Annotated in this window: 14 protein-coding genes; 8 read left to right on the top strand and 6 right to left on the bottom strand. The window is 73.7% G+C overall.

Annotated elements, in window-relative coordinates; translation table 11 throughout:
• Window positions 1-403: 403 nt before the first annotated feature.
• Together AB0C66_RS06540 and AB0C66_RS06535 are read right to left on the bottom strand one after the other, a co-directional pair.
• The gene (locus AB0C66_RS06540; RefSeq protein WP_362435515.1) at window positions 404-1405 is read right to left on the bottom strand and encodes a zinc-dependent alcohol dehydrogenase family protein; all 1002 of its coding nucleotides are present in this window, start codon (window positions 1403-1405) and stop codon (window positions 404-406) included.
• A 120-nt stretch (window positions 1406-1525) separates the two neighbouring features.
• Window positions 1526-3502, bottom strand: coding sequence for an AarF/UbiB family protein (locus tag AB0C66_RS06535; RefSeq protein WP_362433708.1), 1977 nt, complete (start codon window positions 3500-3502; stop codon window positions 1526-1528).
• Between the two features lie 300 nt (window positions 3503-3802).
• Here AB0C66_RS06535 and AB0C66_RS06530 point away from each other — a divergent pair, with 300 nt between their 5' ends.
• The 4 genes from AB0C66_RS06530 (at window position 3803) to crcB (AB0C66_RS06515) (ending at window position 6169) form a co-directional block, all read left to right on the top strand.
• Window positions 3803-4840 (top strand): polyprenyl synthetase family protein, encoded by a 1038-nt coding sequence (locus AB0C66_RS06530; protein ID WP_362433705.1) that lies wholly within the window; start codon window positions 3803-3805, stop codon window positions 4838-4840.
• 92 nt (window positions 4841-4932) lie between these two features.
• Window positions 4933-5433, top strand: a complete 501-nt coding sequence (gene crcB / locus AB0C66_RS06525; protein ID WP_362433703.1) for a fluoride efflux transporter CrcB — start codon at window positions 4933-4935, stop codon at window positions 5431-5433.
• Complete coding sequence (locus AB0C66_RS06520; protein WP_362433701.1) at window positions 5430-5798, top strand: DUF190 domain-containing protein; 369 nt, start codon at window positions 5430-5432, stop codon at window positions 5796-5798. The genes crcB (AB0C66_RS06525) and AB0C66_RS06520 overlap by 4 nt, the downstream gene beginning before the upstream one ends.
• A complete protein-coding gene (gene crcB / locus AB0C66_RS06515) occupies window positions 5795-6169 on the top strand; it encodes a fluoride efflux transporter CrcB (protein ID WP_362433698.1) in 375 nt (124 codons plus the stop codon). Before AB0C66_RS06520 ends, crcB (AB0C66_RS06515) begins: the two co-directional genes overlap by 4 nt.
• A gap of 29 nt (window positions 6170-6198) precedes the next feature.
• On the opposite strand, the gene AB0C66_RS06510 is transcribed toward crcB (AB0C66_RS06515), so the two are convergent.
• Entirely contained in the window at window positions 6199-7158 is a 960-nt protein-coding gene (locus AB0C66_RS06510; RefSeq protein WP_362433695.1) for a LysR substrate-binding domain-containing protein, read from the bottom strand.
• Between the two features lie 250 nt (window positions 7159-7408).
• Here AB0C66_RS06510 and AB0C66_RS06505 point away from each other — a divergent pair, with 250 nt between their 5' ends.
• From AB0C66_RS06505 to AB0C66_RS06495, 3 genes are read left to right on the top strand one after another with little or no spacing between them, the layout of a single operon-like run.
• Window positions 7409-8032 carry a succinate dehydrogenase gene (locus AB0C66_RS06505; RefSeq protein ID WP_362435512.1) on the top strand — a complete coding sequence of 208 codons (624 nt, stop codon included), beginning with the start codon at window positions 7409-7411 and terminating at the stop codon, window positions 8030-8032.
• A gap of 1 nt (window position 8033) precedes the next feature.
• Window positions 8034-9989, top strand: a complete 1956-nt coding sequence (locus AB0C66_RS06500) for a fumarate reductase/succinate dehydrogenase flavoprotein subunit (RefSeq protein ID WP_362433693.1) — start codon at window positions 8034-8036, stop codon at window positions 9987-9989.
• A complete protein-coding gene (locus AB0C66_RS06495) occupies window positions 9986-10741 on the top strand; it encodes a succinate dehydrogenase/fumarate reductase iron-sulfur subunit (RefSeq protein ID WP_362433692.1) in 756 nt (251 codons plus the stop codon). Before AB0C66_RS06500 ends, AB0C66_RS06495 begins: the two co-directional genes overlap by 4 nt.
• Here AB0C66_RS06495 and AB0C66_RS06490 read toward each other — a convergent pair.
• Complete coding sequence (locus tag AB0C66_RS06490) at window positions 10716-12311, bottom strand: PH domain-containing protein (RefSeq protein WP_362433689.1); 1596 nt, start codon at window positions 12309-12311, stop codon at window positions 10716-10718. The two genes, AB0C66_RS06495 and AB0C66_RS06490, sit on opposite strands and share 26 nt — an antisense overlap.
• Window positions 12308-12811 carry a PH domain-containing protein gene (locus AB0C66_RS06485; protein WP_362433687.1) on the bottom strand — a complete coding sequence of 168 codons (504 nt, stop codon included), beginning with the start codon at window positions 12809-12811 and terminating at the stop codon, window positions 12308-12310. The genes AB0C66_RS06490 and AB0C66_RS06485 overlap by 4 nt, the downstream gene beginning before the upstream one ends.
• A 114-nt stretch (window positions 12812-12925) precedes the next feature.
• Between AB0C66_RS06485 and AB0C66_RS06480 the strand changes: the two genes are divergently transcribed.
• Window positions 12926-13531: a TetR family transcriptional regulator C-terminal domain-containing protein gene (locus AB0C66_RS06480; protein ID WP_362433683.1), complete on the top strand. Its 606-nt coding sequence runs from the start codon at window positions 12926-12928 to the stop codon at window positions 13529-13531.
• 51 nt (window positions 13532-13582) lie between these two features.
• Here AB0C66_RS06480 and AB0C66_RS06475 read toward each other — a convergent pair whose 3' ends face one another.
• The gene (locus AB0C66_RS06475) at window positions 13583-15664 is read right to left on the bottom strand and encodes an FUSC family protein (RefSeq protein ID WP_362433680.1); all 2082 of its coding nucleotides are present in this window, start codon (window positions 15662-15664) and stop codon (window positions 13583-13585) included.
• Window positions 15665-15696 lie beyond the last annotated feature (32 nt).

The following is a 15696-nucleotide window of genomic DNA, read 5'->3' as shown; positions in this document are numbered from 1 at the left end:
TACGGGCCCCCGTACGCCGCCGTATGAGACCCATACGGCGGCGTACGGGGGCTCGGGCGCGTACGGGGCCGTGCACCACACCGCTGTCGCCTCGTAGCCACGCGCGGTGCATGCGGCCGTCCACGCGTCCGTGGCCGCGTGTCAGGCATGCCAAAAGGGCCTCCTGATGGTCCCGTTACGGGGGCGAGGCGGGGCCACCAGGAGGCTGTTCTCGGGGGTGACGCCGTATTCACGGCGCGGGGTGGGGCCTCGTCATGGCCGGTGCCGGATGACACCTGCGGTGGACCCGGGGCCGATGCTTCCAGAGTCGGCGCGTGGTGACACCAGGGAAAATTGCTAGTCGAACACTGGGGCGAGAGCGCGGAGGGCCCCGGGCATCGTGTTCCCGCGCTGACGCGATGCGCTAACGCGCCGCGCCGGGCGGCATGGTCAGCACCGCGACACCGTTGACCCGGTCCGCCGCGAGGTCGTTCAGGGCGACGTCCGCGCGGTCGAAGGGGTAGGGCGTGATGGTGGCGCGGATGCGGTGGGTGGAGGCCGTGGCCAGGAACTCCCGGCCGTCCTCACGGGTGTTGGCCGTGACACTGCGCAGGGTGCGCTCGCGGAAGAGATGGCGCTCGTAGTCGAGGGACGGGATGTCGGAGAGGTAGATCCCGGCGACGCTGAGGGTGCCGCCGCTGTCCAGCGCCTCCAGGGCCACCGGCACCAGGTCGCCCACCGGCGCGAAGAGGATGGCCGCGTCCAGCGGCTCGGGCGGCCGCCCGGCGGCGTCGCCCGCGGAGGCGGCGCCGAGTTCGAGCGCGAGGGCGCGGGCTTCGGCCGAGCGGGTGAGCACATGGACGACGGCGCCCTGGGCGAGGGCCACCTGCGCGGTGAGATGCGCCGAGCCGCCGAAGCCGTAGATGCCCAGGCGGCCGCCGGGTGGCAGCTCCGCCCGGCGCAGGGCCCGGTAGCCGATGATTCCCGCGCACAGCAGCGGGGCGAGCTCCTCGTCGGCGTAGCCGGTGGGCAGGTCGTAGGCGTAGTCGGCCGGGACGGTGACGTACTCGGCGTAGCCGCCGTCCGCGTCCCAGCCGGTGTACTCGGACGAGGGGCACAGGTTCTCCTGGCCGCGGCGGCAGTACACGCAGCGGCCGCACGTGCGGCGCAGCCAGGGGACGCCGACCAGGGTGCCGAGCCGCCGCCCCGCGGCCTCCGGGCCCGCCGCGACCACCTCGCCGACCACCTCGTGGCCGGGGACGACGGGGCTGCGGTGCGGGGGCAGATCGCCGTCCCGCACATGCAGATCGGTACGGCACACCCCGCACGCCCGCACCCGGACGAGCAGTTCATCGGCGGCGGGCCGGGGCACCGGCAGGTCCACCTGGTCGATCCGGCCGGGGGTACGGACCACCCAGGCGCGCATGGTCGGGGGGAGGTCAGCGTTCGCGGCAGCCGTCACGCGTCACAACGTAACGCCGGGGTGGTGGGTCGGGCCGTCAGGGCGCGCCCGCCAGGCCGCCGCACCGCACCCCGCACGCCGCGTTCAGCGGTCCTCGCGGGAGATGATGAAGAGCACCCGCAGCACCAGTACCGCGGTGATCACCAGCAGGTGGTAGCCGAACAGCTGGAAGAGTCCGGTGCCGGGGATCACCTCGGGTCCGCGCTCGATGCTCAGCAGGATCGCCGACATCACCCCGCTGGTCGCCGCGATGAAGGTGAGCAGCACCTCATGGACCAGGGAGCGTACGTACTTGCGGTCGCGGGCGTCGGCGAACAGCCGGACCCCCACCCCCAGCCGCCCCTGCTCCAGCGCGCTGGTCACCCGGTCCAGACGGCGCGGGAGTCGGCGCAGCAGCTCCCACGCGGCCAGCAGCTCTGCCGGTACGGCCGGTTCGGGCGACGGACCCGACGCGGACGCCCCGAAGGACCGCCCCGAGGCCGAGGCGGCGCCGCGCCGTCCACCGGTGAGGTAGCGCGCCTCGTCGACCATGTTGAACCCGGGGCGGACGGTGGTGAGCGTGCCCTCCAGCGTGGCCAGCGCCCGGAAGACGGCAGCGGCCTCCGGCGGCACCGTCAGCCCGTATCCGGCGACCAGCCGGAACAGATCCGCGAACACCTGCACCTGCGGTGCGCTGCCGGGGATGAAGTGGCGGGCGAGAAAGCGGCCCAGGGCCCGTTCGAGTGCGCGCTCGTCGATCTCGTCGGGGCGGTCGACGATCTGGAGCAGCGCATCGCACAGGGCGGCCGGGTCACCGCTGTTGACGGCCAGCAGGAACAGTTTCAGCCCGGCCCGCAGCTGGGCGTCCACCCGGCCCACCGAGCCGAAGTCGATCAGGGCGACCCGGCCGTCGTCCAGCAGCAGGATGTTGCCCGGGTGCGGATCGGCGTGGAAGACACCGTCGACGAGGACCTGGTCGAGCAGGGTGGACAGCAGGGTGTGCGCCCACCGGGCGCGGTCGTCCTCGCTCGCCGAGGCCAGCCGGGTCGCGGCGCCCACGGGCTCCCCCGCCAGCCAGTCCAGGACCAGGACGGATTCACCGGACAGCGGCTCGTGGACGGTGGGCAGCCGGAGGGCGTCGTCCGGGCGCCGCCGTGCCCACGCGGCCCGTACGGTGGCGATGTTGGCGGCCTCCACCCGGAAGTCCAGCTCCTCGTGGACGGAGGCGGCGAACCCCTCGGCCAGCTCCACGAGGCCGATGGCGCGCGCCCAGCGGGTGCGGCGCTCCAGCATGGCCGCGAGCCGGCAGATGATGTCCAGGTCGCGTTCGACCACCGTACGGACGCCGGGGCGCAGCACCTTGACGACGGCCTTACCGCCGTCGTGCAGCCAGACGGCGTGCACCTGGGCGATGGAGGCGGCGGCCAGCGGCGTCGGCTCGAACTCCTTGAAGTGCGTGTCCAGCGGGACGCCGTACGCCGCGATGAGGGCCTCCTCGACGGCGGGCCAGGGTGCGGGGGCCACCTGGTACTGGAGTCGGCTCAGCTCGCTCACGAACTCCCGCGGCAGCATGTCGTGCCGGGTGGAGAGCATCTGGCCCAGTTTGACGAAGGTGGGGCCGCCCTCCTCCAGGGCCAGACGCAGCGGCCGGGCCAGACGCGCGGTGCCACCCGCGGCCCCCTCGCCGGAGCGGCCGCGCAGATACGGGCGCAGCCCGTGGCGCACCGCGATGGAGACGATGTGGGAGTAGCGGCGGCCGCGGGCGACCCGGGACTTCAGCGCCCTCGGCCAGCCCGCCGGGGAGCCCATGGAACCGCTCGGCAGCACCACCTCCCACGCGGCCAGGAAGCCCATCGTCACCAGCAGGGTGGAGCCGAACTGGACGCCGGTGAGAATGCCCTGCTGCTCCGGCCGCTGCATCACCAGGTTGAAGACCCCGAGCCCGGCCAGGCTCACCAGCCCGGCGAACAGGGCGCGGATGAAGCCGATATGGAGCCCGAGCATCCGTCGCGCGCTCAGCACGAAGACCGTCATGAAGCCGCTCATGACGAGGACGACGAGGGCGAACTGGGCCGCCTTCACCGCGGTCCCGCGGCGCCCCGACCACGTACCGCCGTCGCAGCCCCCATGTGTCCGTACCCCGTCTCCGGCCGCCCCGGACGATCGGTGTTCCGTCCCCGTGGGCCGTCCCCATCTTCGGCACCGGACTTCGGCGGGCCGCGACGGGGCGCGGGAAGCTGCCAGGAAGGTGCCAGGGGTCTTTCGGTGACGGGGGTGTGCGCCCACCCCCTTCGCGACACCGCGTGGCGGGCCGCCCGTACCGGTGGCACCTTCCTGACACACCCCGCGATGCGGCCGCATTCCTCGCCTAGCGTCCGCGGCATGGTCGCGTCGTTCGCCCACACCGTGCGCGGTGGTTCCCTGGCCGGAGAGCTGGCCGCCCGCGAACCCGCTCTCGCCGCCCGCCTCCGGCACGGTCTGGAGGCGTCGGAGGAGCGGCTGCGGGGGCTCGCCGCCGAGGCCGGGGACCCGTGTGTCGCCCGGATCGTCGGCCATCTCATCGGCACCGGCGGAAAGGGGCTGCGCCCGCTGCTGGCCCTGGTCGCCGCGGAGTTCGGGGAGCGGGACCCCGGCGCGGCCGTGGACGCGGCGGCGCTCGCGGAGCTGGTGCACGTCGCCTCGCTCCACCACGACGACGTGATGGACCAGGCCCGCACCCGGCGCGGGGCGCCGAGCGCCAACGCGCTGTGGGGCAACTCGGTCGCCGTCCTGGCGGGCAACTGGCTGCTGGCGAAGGGCGCCCGGCTCGCGGCGGAGCTCGGCCCGGAGATCCTCCGGCTCCAGGCCAGGGTCACCAACCGGCTGGTGGCGGGGCAGATACGGGAGCTGACGGGCGCCTCGTCGGGCGAGGACCCGCTCTCGCACTACTTCGCCGTGGTCGCCGGGAAGTCCGCCGCCCTGATCGCGATGGCGCTCCAGAGCGGCGCGATCCGGACGGGCGCGCCCGCGGACACCGTGGAGGCGCTCGCGGAGTACGGCGAACACCTCGGCACCGCCTTCCAGATCGCCGACGACATCCTCGACATCACCGCCGCCTCCGAGGTCTCCGGAAAGGAGCAGGGCAAGGACCTGGCCGTCGGAGTGGCCAGCCTCCCGGTGCTGCTCGCACTGGCCGACGGGGGCCCCGCGGCGGACGAGTTGCGGGAGCTGCTCACGGCCGCCGGGCGCGGGCGGGAGGACGGCGCGGTGGTGCCGCGGGCCATGGCGCTGCTGCGCGGCGGGGACGCGCTCGCGGAGGCCGAGGCGATGATGCGGGCGCGGCTGGCGCTGGCGCGGGGCGCGCTGGGCGCACTGCCGGAGGGGGCCGCGACCCGGGTGCTGTACGGGCTGTGCGACGTGGTGGCGGACCGGGACCACTGAGCCGGTCCCGACCACCTCACCTCGACCCGCGGTCCGGCTCACCTCGACCCGCGGTCCGGCCGCCGGGCGCCCGAGCACGTAATCTGAGCTCCATGGGCAGCTCATGGTCTCCGGGGGTGGCGGAGGGGCCCGCCGACCCCGACACCGGGCCGCCCGTGCCCGCCGGGCGCGGTGTGTGGCGCGGTCAGGGGCCGGTGCTGGCCGCGGTGGCGGTCGGCGGCGGGATCGGGGCGGCCGCGCGCTACGGCGCCTCGCTGCTGTGGCCGACCCCGGCGGCCGCGTTCCCCTGGACCACACTGCTGGTGAACGCCGTCGGATGCGCCCTCATCGGCGTCCTGCTGGTGCTGGTGGACCAGGTGTGGGGCGCGCACCGGCTGCACCGGCCGTTCTTCGGCACCGGGGTGCTGGGCGGGTTCACCACCTTCTCGACGTACGCCGTGGACGTCAAGCGCCTGCTCGACGCGGGCCGCGTCGCCTCCGGGATGCTCTGTCTGATCGGAACGGCGCTGGCCGCGATGGCGGCCGTCTGGGCGGGGGTCGTGGCGACCCGGCGCGCCCTTGCCCTCGGCGGCCACGGGCGGAGCGCGCGATGAGCGCGCCGTCCGGGCCGGGGAACGGCGCCGCGCAGGGGACCGACGGGCTGCGGCTGACCGTCTTCGTCGGCGAGCGCGACACCTGGCGCCACCGGCCGCTGTTCGCGGAGATCGTGCACCGCGCCCATCGCGCGGGGCTCGCGGGCGCGAGTGTGTTCCGCGGGGTGGAGGGCTACGGCACCTCGTCCTTGGTGCACACCTCACGGCTGCTGTCGCTCGGCGAGGATCTGCCGATGGTCGTGGTGATCGTCGATACGGAGGAACGGGTGCGGTCCTTCCTGCCCTGCCTGGAGGAGATCGCGGGTGAGGCCCTGATGGTCCTGGACCCGGTCGAGATCGTCGGCCACCCGGGGCGGCCGGAGTGAACTGGCTGTTGGTGGTGGTCGGCGGGATGGCCGGGGCCCCGCTGCGCTATCTGACCGACCGCGCGGTGCAGTCGCGGCACGACGCGATGTTCCCGTGGGGCACGTTCACGGTGAACGTCGTGGGGTGTGCGGTGCTGGGTCTGCTGACCGGCGCGGTCGCCGCCGGGGCCGCCTCCTCACAGCTCCAACTGCTGCTGGGCACCGGGCTGTGCGGGGCGCTGACGACGTACTCGACCTTCTCGTACGAGACGCTGCGGCTGGCCGAGGACGGCGCACGGCTCTTCGCCGCCGCCAATGTGGTGGGCAGTGTGGTGGCCGGAGTGGGCGCGGCGTTCGCGGGCGCGGGCCTGGCCGACACCCTCTGGAACTGACCGCCCCGGCCGACCACGGCGCGCCCCGGCTACCCCACCGGATCGGCCGGATCGGCGGGTAGCAGGGTCGTACTGGGTGGCAGGCCCTCGCCTGCGCCCTCGCTCGCCGTGCGGAGGTGTTCCAGCAGCACGCGGCGCAGTTCGCGCGCGGCGCGGGGTGGGGCGACGTCCTTGCGGTGGGCCACCGCGATGGTCCGCCGCATCCGGTGGCCCGCGAACGGGGTGATCCGCAGCCCGGACCGCTCGGCCACCATCCCCGGCAGGACGGCGATGCCGAGCCCGGCGCGGACGAAGCCGAGCACCGCGTCCATCTCGCCGCCCTCGACCGCGAAGGTGGGCTCGAACCCGGCCGCCCGGCAGGCGCTTGTGGTGAACTCCCGCAGGTCGTAGCCGCGCCGGAACATCACAAGCGGTTGGTCCCGCAGATCCTCCACCCTGATCCGGCGGCGCCGGGTGGGTGGCGGGGAGGCGGGCGAGGAGGCCACCACCAGCTCCTCGCGCAGCAGCTCGGTGGCGGCCAGCGCCGGGGCCTGGCCCGCCAGCGGGGTGATGATCAGGGCGAGATCCAGCTCACCGGCGGCCAGGCTGCGCACCAGGTCCTGGGAACCGCCCTCGTGCACGAACAGCTCGATCCCCGGGAACGCGTCATGGAAGCGGCGCAGCACATCGGGGACGAGGCTGGCGCACAGGCTGGGCGGGGCACCGAGCCGTACCCGGCCGCGCCGGAGCTGGGCGACCTCCTGGACCTCGCGGTGGGCGGTCTCGGTGTCCGCGAGGATCTGGCGGGCCAGCGGCAGCAGCGCTTCCCCCGCGTCGGTGAGCGCGATATTGCCGCGGGCGCGGTGGAAGAGCTCGGCACCCAGTTCCCGTTCCAGCGTTCTGATCTGCTGGGACAGCGAGGGCTGGGCGATATGCAGCAGCTCGGCGGCGCGGGTGAAGTGGCGGGTGTCCGCGACGGTGGCGAAATAGCGGAGCTGCTGGAGTCGCACGCAGCGATGATAGCCCGGTCCTATGGAAACCAGCCACATCATGTCTTGGACGAATCACACGGGGCTGCTTAGCGTCGATGACATGGCACTGGCGACACGCACGGACGCGGACCACCCCGGGCCCGGCCCTCGGCGAGAGGTCCCGGGCGAGCCCCCGCGGGGGCCGTCGCGAAACCAGCCACGGAAGCCGCCGCGGAAGCCGTCGTTCATCGGCTCCGTCTGGCGCTCGACCGTCGGCAAGAAGGCGGTGATGGCCGTCACCGGGCTGATCATGCTGGCCTATCTGGTGGCCCATATGCTCGGCAACCTGAAGGTCTTCCTCGGCCCCGACGACCTCAACGGCTACGCCCACTGGCTGCGGACGCTCGGCGAACCGTTCCTCCCCCACGAGGGGTTCCTGTGGCTGGCCCGGCTGGCGCTGCTGACCGCCGTGGTGCTGCACGCGGTGGCCGCGGCGCAGCTCAGCCGCCGCGACCTGGCCGCCCGCCCGCGCCGCTACGCCCATCAGCGGGCGCGGACGAGCTACGCCACCCGCACCATGCGCTGGGGCGGGGTGATCCTCGGGCTGTTCCTCGTCTGGCACATCCTGGACCTGACCACGCTCACGGTGAACGAGCGGGCCGAGCCCGGCCATCCGTACCAGAACGTGGTGGCGACCTTCTCCACCTGGTACGGCAACGCCCTCTACATCACGGCGATGCTCGCCCTCGGTCTGCACATCCGGCACGGCTTCTGGAGCGCGGCCCAGACCCTCGGCGCGGGGCGGCCCCGCCGCGACAAGGCCCTGAAGACGGCCGCGAATGTTCTGGCCGCCCTGTTGACCTGCGGCTTCATCGCCGTACCGGTGGGCGTGATGAGTGGAGTGGTGAGCTGATATGAGCGCGTACACCGACTACCGGACCGGTGAGCCGATCGCCGACACCACCGCGCCGGACGGTCCGATCGAGGAGCGCTGGAACCGCCGCCGCTTCGAGGCGAAGCTGGTCAACCCGGCCAACCGGCGCGGCTGCCGGGTCATCGTCGTGGGCACCGGGCTGGCGGGCGGCGCGGCCGGGGCGACCCTGGCCGAACAGGGCTACCAGGTGGTGCAGTTCTGCTACCAGGACTCCCCGCGCCGGGCCCATTCCATCGCCGCGCAGGGCGGAATCAACGCCGCCAAGAACTACCGCAACGACGGCGACTCGATCCGACGGCTCTTCTACGACACCGTCAAGGGCGGTGACTTCCGCGCCCGCGAGTCCAATGTGCACCGGCTGGCCGAGGTGTCGGTGGAGATCATCGACCAGTGCGTGGCGCAGGGCGTGCCGTTCGCCCGGGAGTACGGCGGGCTGCTGGACACCCGCTCGTTCGGCGGGGTGCAGGTCTCCCGCACCTTCTACGCCCGCGGCCAGACCGGCCAGCAGCTGCTGCTCGGCGCGTACCAGGCGCTGTCCCGGCAGATCGCCGCGGGCCGGGTGGAGATGCACGCGCGCACCGAGATGCTGGATCTGATCGTGGTCGACGGCCGGGCGCGCGGCATCGTGGCCCGGGACCTGATCACCGGGCGGATCTCCACCCATCTCGCCGACGCGGTGGTGCTCGCCTCCGGCGGCTACGGCAATGTCTTCTATCTGTCGACGAACGCCAAGAACTCCAACGCCACCGCGATCTGGCGGGCGCACCGGCGCGGTGCGTACTTCGCCAACCCCTGCTTCACCCAGATCCACCCCACCTGTATCCCGCGCTCCGGTGACCACCAGTCCAAGCTGACGCTGATGAGCGAGTCGCTGCGCAACGACGGCCGGATCTGGGTGCCGAAGGCGAAGGGCGACACCCGGCCGCCGGAGGAGATCCCGGAGCGGGAGCGCGACTACTACCTGGAGCGGATCTATCCGGCGTTCGGCAATCTGGTGCCGCGCGATATCGCCTCCCGCGCCGCGAAGAACGTATGCGACGAGGGGCGCGGGGTCGGTCCCGGCGGCCAGGGCGTCTATCTGGACTTCGCCGACGCCATCGCGCGGATGGGGCGCGCGGCGGTGGCGGAGAGGTACGGCAACCTCTTCGAGATGTACGAGCGGATCACCGCGGAGGATCCCTACCGGGTGCCGATGCGGATCTATCCGGCGATCCACTACACGATGGGCGGGCTGTGGGTCGACTACGACCTCCAGACCACTGTGCCCGGTCTGTTCGCGATCGGCGAGGCCAACTTCTCCGACCACGGCGCCAACCGGCTCGGCGCCTCGGCCCTGATGCAGGGGCTGGCGGACGGCTATTTCGTGCTCCCCGCCACCATCAACGACTATCTGGCCCGCCATCCCCACGGTGAGACCGCCGAGGTCGACCCGGCCCATCCGGCGGTGACCGGTGCGGTGGCGGAGGTGTCCGACCGGCTGCGCCGGCTGCTGGCGAACGACGGCGACCGCACCCCCGACTCCTTCCACCGTGAGCTGGGCGAACTGCTGTGGGACGAATGCGGGATGGCCCGCGGCGAGAGCGGACTGCGCAAGGCGCTGGACCGCATCCCCGCGCTGCGCGAGGAGTTCTGGCGCCGGATCAGGGTGCCGGGCAGCGGTGCGGAGCTGAACCAGGCACTGGAGAAGGCCAACCGGGTCGTCGACTACCTGGAGCTCGCCGAGCTGATGTGTCTGGACGCGCTGCACCGCGAGGAGTCCTGCGGCGGCCACTTCCGGGAGGAGAGCCGGACCGCGGAAGGCGAGGCGGAGCGGCGGGACGAGACCTTCTCGTACGCGGCGGCCTGGGAGTTCGCGGGCACCGGTGACCCGCCCGTACTCCACCGCGAAGAGCTGACCTTCGATGTCGTCCACCCCACCCGACGGAGCTACGCATGAGGCTCACCCTGCGGATCTGGCGCCAGCGCGGCCCCGAGGAGCCGGGCGCCCTGACCACCTACGAGGTCAGCGGTATCGCACCGGAGATGTCCTTCCTGGAGATGCTCGACACCCTCAACGAGGAGCTGATCCTCCGCGGGGACGAGCCGGTCGCCTTCGACCACGACTGCCGTGAGGGCATCTGCGGCGCCTGCGGCATGGTGATCAACGGGCAGGCGCACGGCCCCGAGCGCACCACCACCTGTCAGCTCCATATGCGGCAGTTCGCGGACGGCGACACCATCGACGTGGAACCCTGGCGGGCCGCCGCGTTCCCCGTGGTGAAGGATCTGGTGGTGGACCGGTCGGCGTTCGACCGGATCATCGGCTCGGGCGGGTTCATCTCCGTGCCGACCGGCAGCGCCCCGGAGGCGCACGCCACCCCGGTGCCCAAACCGGTGGCGGACCTCGCCTTCGAGCACGCCGAGTGCATCGGGTGCGGGGCCTGTGTGGCGGCCTGCCCCAATGGCTCGGCGATGCTCTTCACCTCGGCGAAGGTGGTGCATCTCAACGCGCTGCCGCAGGGTGCGCCGGAGCGCGAGTCCCGGGTGCTGGACATGGTGGAGACGATGGACGCGGAGGGCTTCGGCGGCTGCACCAACACCGGGGAGTGCGCCGTGGCCTGTCCCAAGGGGATACCGCTCCAGTCGATCTCGCGGATGAACCGGGAGTTCCTGAGGGCGAGCCTCAAGGGCGGCGACCGGAAGGACTGACCGGGTCCGCCGTCGCCGTGCCGTCCGCGCCGGTCACGAGGAACTCGTCAAGGATCCCCTTCGCGGCCGCGGCCGCGAAGGGGACGGCGTCCCCGGCGGCCATGTCCGGGGCGCGATAACCCTCCTGGCCCGCGGCGACGGCGGCGGTGACGGTGGTGAGACCGGCCCGCCGGGACAGCGGGTTGTCGGTGAAGCTCCAGGCGAGCACGGCGTCCCGCTCCAGGGCCACGGTGTCCCGGCTGAAGGTGCCCGAGCGGATCAGCAGATGACGGCCGGTCACCGCATGGCCGAGGGAGCGGTGGGCGTCCCGGGCGAGCACCAGCACCAGGGGCGTGGCCAGCAGGGCGTAGCCGAGCCCGCAGTACAGCAGCACCGGGGTGAGCAGCGCGCCGAGTACGGCGAGGACGGCGGTGCCGGGCAGCACGGCCCAGAGCAGCCCGCGGGAGACCCGGCGGCGGCGGGCGGCGGCGGGGTGGGGGCGCAGCGCGGGCCGGTCGAAGAGCGCCGTGGGGTCGCCGCCGGGTCCCGCCGCGGTCACTCCGGCTGCCACCCGCAGCGCCTCGGCGCGCGGCGCGGGCGGCAGCACCTGGCTGCGTTTGCAGTTCTCCTCACGGCTGCCGAGGCCGCCCGCGACCGCCCGTACGGTGGCGCCGCCGCCCAGGCGCAGCAGCAGCGGTTCGCGGAGCACCGCACCGCGCAGCCGGGAGCGTTCGAAGGAGACCGAGCGGGTGGTGAGCAGTCCGCGGCGGACACGGAGGGTGCTGGCGTCCGTCCACTCCAGGCGGTACTTCCACCAGTTCTCGGTGTACAGCACCACCGCGCCGACGCTGCCGACGGCGGCGATACCGAGGAGGGCGAGCGGCGCGGTGAGCCACAGCGCGCTCCGGCCGAACTCCTGGAAGCTGTCGCGGACCACGCCGATCCGCCAGGGCTCGACACCGGCGTCGCTGAGCACCCGCCAGACGGTGCCGAGGACGGCGAAGACCCCACCGAAGATCCAGAAGGTGAGCGGGGCGTAGCGCAGCCAGCGCCGGTCGACGGTGGAGAGCACCGGATCCGACTCCCCGGCGGTGTCCGTACTCCCGGCGCGGGCCAGCAGTTCGGCACGGAGCCGCTCGGCGGCGGGGCGGGTGAGCGCCTCCAGGGTGAGCGCGCTGCCGCCCGCGGCGCTGTCGGCCGTGGTCCCGGCCCGCAGCACGGTGAGGCCGAAGAGCCGCTGGACCGGGTGGGCGGTCAGATCGACATTGCGGATGCGGTGCAGCGGGACGGCGCGCAGCCGCCGGGTGAACAGCCCGGTGCGCAGTTCGAAGGCGTCGGCGGTGATCCGGTAGCGGGTGCGCCACCAGCGCAGCAGCCCACCGGTGGTGACCACGGCGAAACCGGCGGCGATACATCCGAGGGTGATCCAGGCGCGGGCGTCCAGCCGTCCATGGGTGGCCAGGGCGGTCAGCCCGAGGGAGCCGAGCGGGGCGGCCATCCAGCTGAGGTGGACGGCGACGGTGCGCGGGTCGAGGGAGCGCCACTCGGGCGCCGGTGCCGGTGCCGTCCCGGGCAGCGGGGTGCCGGTCACGCGGCATCACCGGGGACCAGCTGGGCGGCCTCCCCGATCCGGCGCGAGAGCTCCTCGGCGTCGGCGTCGGACAGCCCCGCGATCCGGATGTCGCCCGCGGTGGAGGCGGTGGTGACGGTGACGGTGGCCAGCCCGAACGCCCGCTGGATGGGGCCGCGTACGGTGTCCACGGTCTGCACCCGGGAGAGCGGGGCGATCCGCCGGGTGCGCCAGAACCAGCCGCCGGCCGCGTAGACCGCGCGCTCCCCCAGCTCCCAGGCGTGCACCGTGTACCGCCACTTCGGCATGAACCACAGATAGCCGACGGCGGGCAGCACCAGGACCACCAGCAGCAGCGGGCCGAGCCAGGGCAGTGCGCCGGGGAAGAAGAGCAGCGAGAGGACGGCCAGGGCGAGGGCGGTCAGCAGCGCCGGGCCACTGACGGCGAGCAGGGCCTGCACGGTCCACCAGCGGCGGGCTCGTGGATCGACGCGGTGGCGCGGCGGCCTGAGTTCGGGCATCGCGAGTCCCCCGTGAACTTTTCACGTCAGCTGTATCGAACGGGGCTACTATAGCAATACAAGTGACTTGCCAAAAAGGGTTGGCGCGGGGAGGACCACGGGGTGCCCAAGCGGGTGGATCACGAAGAGCGGCGCAAGCTGATCGCCGAGGCGCTGTGGCGGATCGCGGCCGCACGCGGTCTGGAAGGCGCGAGCCTGCGCGATGTCGCGGCCGAGGCGGGCATCTCCCTCGGTCAGTTGCAGCACTACTTCACCAGCAAGGACGAGATGCTGGGCTTCGCGCTCGACCACATCGGGCAGCTCGCCGAGCGGCGGATCCGCGCCCGGATCGAGGCACTGCCGGACGAGCCGACACCGCGCACCGTGCTGCGGGAAACGCTCGCGGAGATCCTGCCGCTGGACGAGAACAGCCGGATCGGCAATCTGGTGCAGATCGCCTACTTCACCCGGGCGCTGTACGACAAGGGGCCGCGCGCCCACTCCCGGGAAGGCGCCCGCGCGCTCCGCGCCTTCTTCGCCGGACAGGTGGCACGTGGCGTCGAACGCGGCGAGGTGGCCGCCGACCGGGACCCCGAGCGTGAGGCGTCCCTGCTGATGGCCCTGGTCGAGGGGGTCACCGGGCACACCCTGCTGGAGCTGCACACCCCCGAGGAGGCCATGGAGCTGATCGATCTGCACCTGGGACGGCTGTTCAGCGGTACGGCTGTGGCCCAGCCATGACCAAGCCCGGCGACGGCCCGGCTTGGGCACCGCCCGGCTCGGGCAACAGAGCTAGCCGCGGCTCGGCTTGGGCGCCGTCAGGGCCTCCGCCAGATCCTCCAGGGCCTCCACCAGCAGTTCGGCGCCGCGTACCGCCACCCCGGGCCGGTCCCCGGCCCGGCGCTGCCAGCGCTCCAGCACCTCCCGCAGCGGCTCCCAGTCCAGCGGCCGCCGCTCCCGTACCGCGGCACCGGCCTCCGGCATCACCGTACGCAGCGCCGCGGCGAACTCCCCGGCCTCCGCGGACGGGGGCGCGGCACCGTCCGGAAGGTGCGCCTCCAGCAGCATGGTGACCCGCCCCGTGGTGGACACCGCGGTCTGCGCCTCCCGGGCCGCGCGCCGGGACAGCCCGCGGTGGCGCACCGGCTCCCGCTGCGCCCGCGCCTCCAGCTGCTCCCAGGCGGCCCGTGCCGCCCGCGCGTCCAGCAGCGCCTCGCGCACCTGGCGGGGGCGGCGGTCGGCGGGGCGGGCGTGGGCGTCGAACACGGCGGTGGCGTAACGGCCGTTGGCGGTCAGCCAGTCCGCCAGCCGGTCCCGCAGCAGCGGTGTCTCCCAGGCCGGGAAGACCACATACGCGGCCATCGCCAGCACCCCGCCCAGCAGGGTCAGCGCCACCCGCGCCTGCACCGTCTGCCCCAGGGCCGCGCCCGCGATGCCGAGCAGGAAGACCACATAGGCGCCGATGCACGCGGAGGCCACGATGAACCCCGTGCGCATCAGCAGATACAGCGAGCCGACGCACACCACCGCCAGCAGCGCGCTCACCCAGGGGGCCGGGTCGGCCAGTGCCACCGCCACCCCGGCGACCAGCACCCCCGCCAGCGTTCCGGTGAACCGGGCCACCCCGCGCGAGAAGGTCTGGCCGAAGTCGGGGCGCAGCACCATCACCGAGGTCAGCGGCGCCCAGTAGCCGTGGCCAAAGGGCAGCGCGGTGGCCAGCAGATAGCCGGTCACGGCGACCACGGAGACCCGTACCGCGTGCCGCGCGACCGGTGAGGACCAGCGGGTCTCCCGGCGCAGCGCGTGCCAGGACACCCGCAGCACGCCGGCGGGGGTGGGGCGCACCAGGGAGCGACGGTCCCGGCCGCCCTCGGCGGTCACCGTCTCGACCGGTTCGTCGGAGGACTCCACCACGTCGTTCACCAGCGCCATCAGCCGCAGCGCGGCGCGGCGGGCGGCGCCGTCCAGCTTGGGGCCGGTCGGCGGCACCTCCAGCACCGCCATCGCCTCCGGCGGCAGCCGCACCGGCGCGCCCTTGCGGATCGCGTGGGCCACGGCGTCCAGCACGGTGGCGGTGGCGCCCAGCAGTTCACGCGCCCGGTCACGTTCGGGCCCCTCGGCCGCGGCGCCGACGACCGGGTCGGCGAGCGAGGCGAGCACCGGCCGGATCCGCTCGGCCAGCAGCCGGTAGCCGCGCAGCTGGCGCGGGCGCCGCCGGGCCTGACGCGGGGTCAGCTCGGCGGCGTTGCGCGCGTCCATCAGCGGGGTGGGGTCGAAGGGCGCCACCGGGTCGTGGCGCAGCCGCCGGGCGTAGTCGGCGACGGCGGCGAGCGCGTCGGCCAGCGCGTCCCGCTGGACGCCCCACGGCCGCACCGGGAACAGCACGATCAGCGCGGCCTGGACGACCCCGCCGAGGCCGATCAGCGCGGCGTGCTCCAGGGCGCCGACCACCGAGGTGGGAAGGGTGACGGTCACCAGCATCACGGCGACCATCTGGGTCGCGACCAGCCCGGAGACGGGGCCGACCGCCCACGCCATCCCCGTCAGCAGCGTCCAGACGGCGAGCATGACAACGAAGGTGGCGGTGTGGGCGGCGGCCAGATAGCCCAGGAAGGTGCTCACCGCGAGACCGGCCGCGGCGGCCAGCGCCAGCGCGGGACGCGGCCGCCAGCTGCGCTGGAAGATGGCGATCCCGGCGGAGAACGCGCCGAACGCGGAGGAGACCGCGAGCGTCGGCGACCCCAGCCACAGGGTCAGCCCGACGACGATCGCCACCCCGCACGCGCCGCGCAGCGCGACCAGCGGTTCCAGCCGGGTGCGCTCGATGGACAGCCCGTCGCGCGCGGTCTCCTTGAGCGCGCGCGACCAGGTCATACGGCGAGACTAAGGCTCCGGTCCGGTGGAAC

This window comes from Streptomyces sp. NPDC048636 (assembly GCF_040650655.1).
Classification (GTDB): domain Bacteria; phylum Actinomycetota; class Actinomycetes; order Streptomycetales; family Streptomycetaceae; genus Streptomyces.
The sequence above is the reverse complement of the archived record's forward strand: the minus strand, read 5'-3'. Positions and strand labels throughout refer to the sequence as shown.

Coding starts and splice junctions, on each gene's coding strand:
- AB0C66_RS06540 (WP_362435515.1), bottom strand. CDS start 1,405: ATGCGCGCCTGGGTGGTCCGTACCCCCGGCCGGATCGACCAGGTGGAC.
- AB0C66_RS06530 (WP_362433705.1), top strand. CDS start 3,803: ATGGTCGCGTCGTTCGCCCACACCGTGCGCGGTGGTTCCCTGGCCGGA.
- crcB (WP_362433703.1), top strand. CDS start 4,933: ATGGGCAGCTCATGGTCTCCGGGGGTGGCGGAGGGGCCCGCCGACCCC.
- AB0C66_RS06520 (WP_362433701.1), top strand. CDS start 5,430: ATGAGCGCGCCGTCCGGGCCGGGGAACGGCGCCGCGCAGGGGACCGAC.
- AB0C66_RS06505 (WP_362435512.1), top strand. CDS start 7,409: ATGGCCGTCACCGGGCTGATCATGCTGGCCTATCTGGTGGCCCATATG.
- AB0C66_RS06500 (WP_362433693.1), top strand. CDS start 8,034: ATGAGCGCGTACACCGACTACCGGACCGGTGAGCCGATCGCCGACACC.
- AB0C66_RS06495 (WP_362433692.1), top strand. CDS start 9,986: ATGAGGCTCACCCTGCGGATCTGGCGCCAGCGCGGCCCCGAGGAGCCG.
- AB0C66_RS06485 (WP_362433687.1), bottom strand. CDS start 12,811: ATGCCCGAACTCAGGCCGCCGCGCCACCGCGTCGATCCACGAGCCCGC.
- AB0C66_RS06475 (WP_362433680.1), bottom strand. CDS start 15,664: ATGACCTGGTCGCGCGCGCTCAAGGAGACCGCGCGCGACGGGCTGTCC.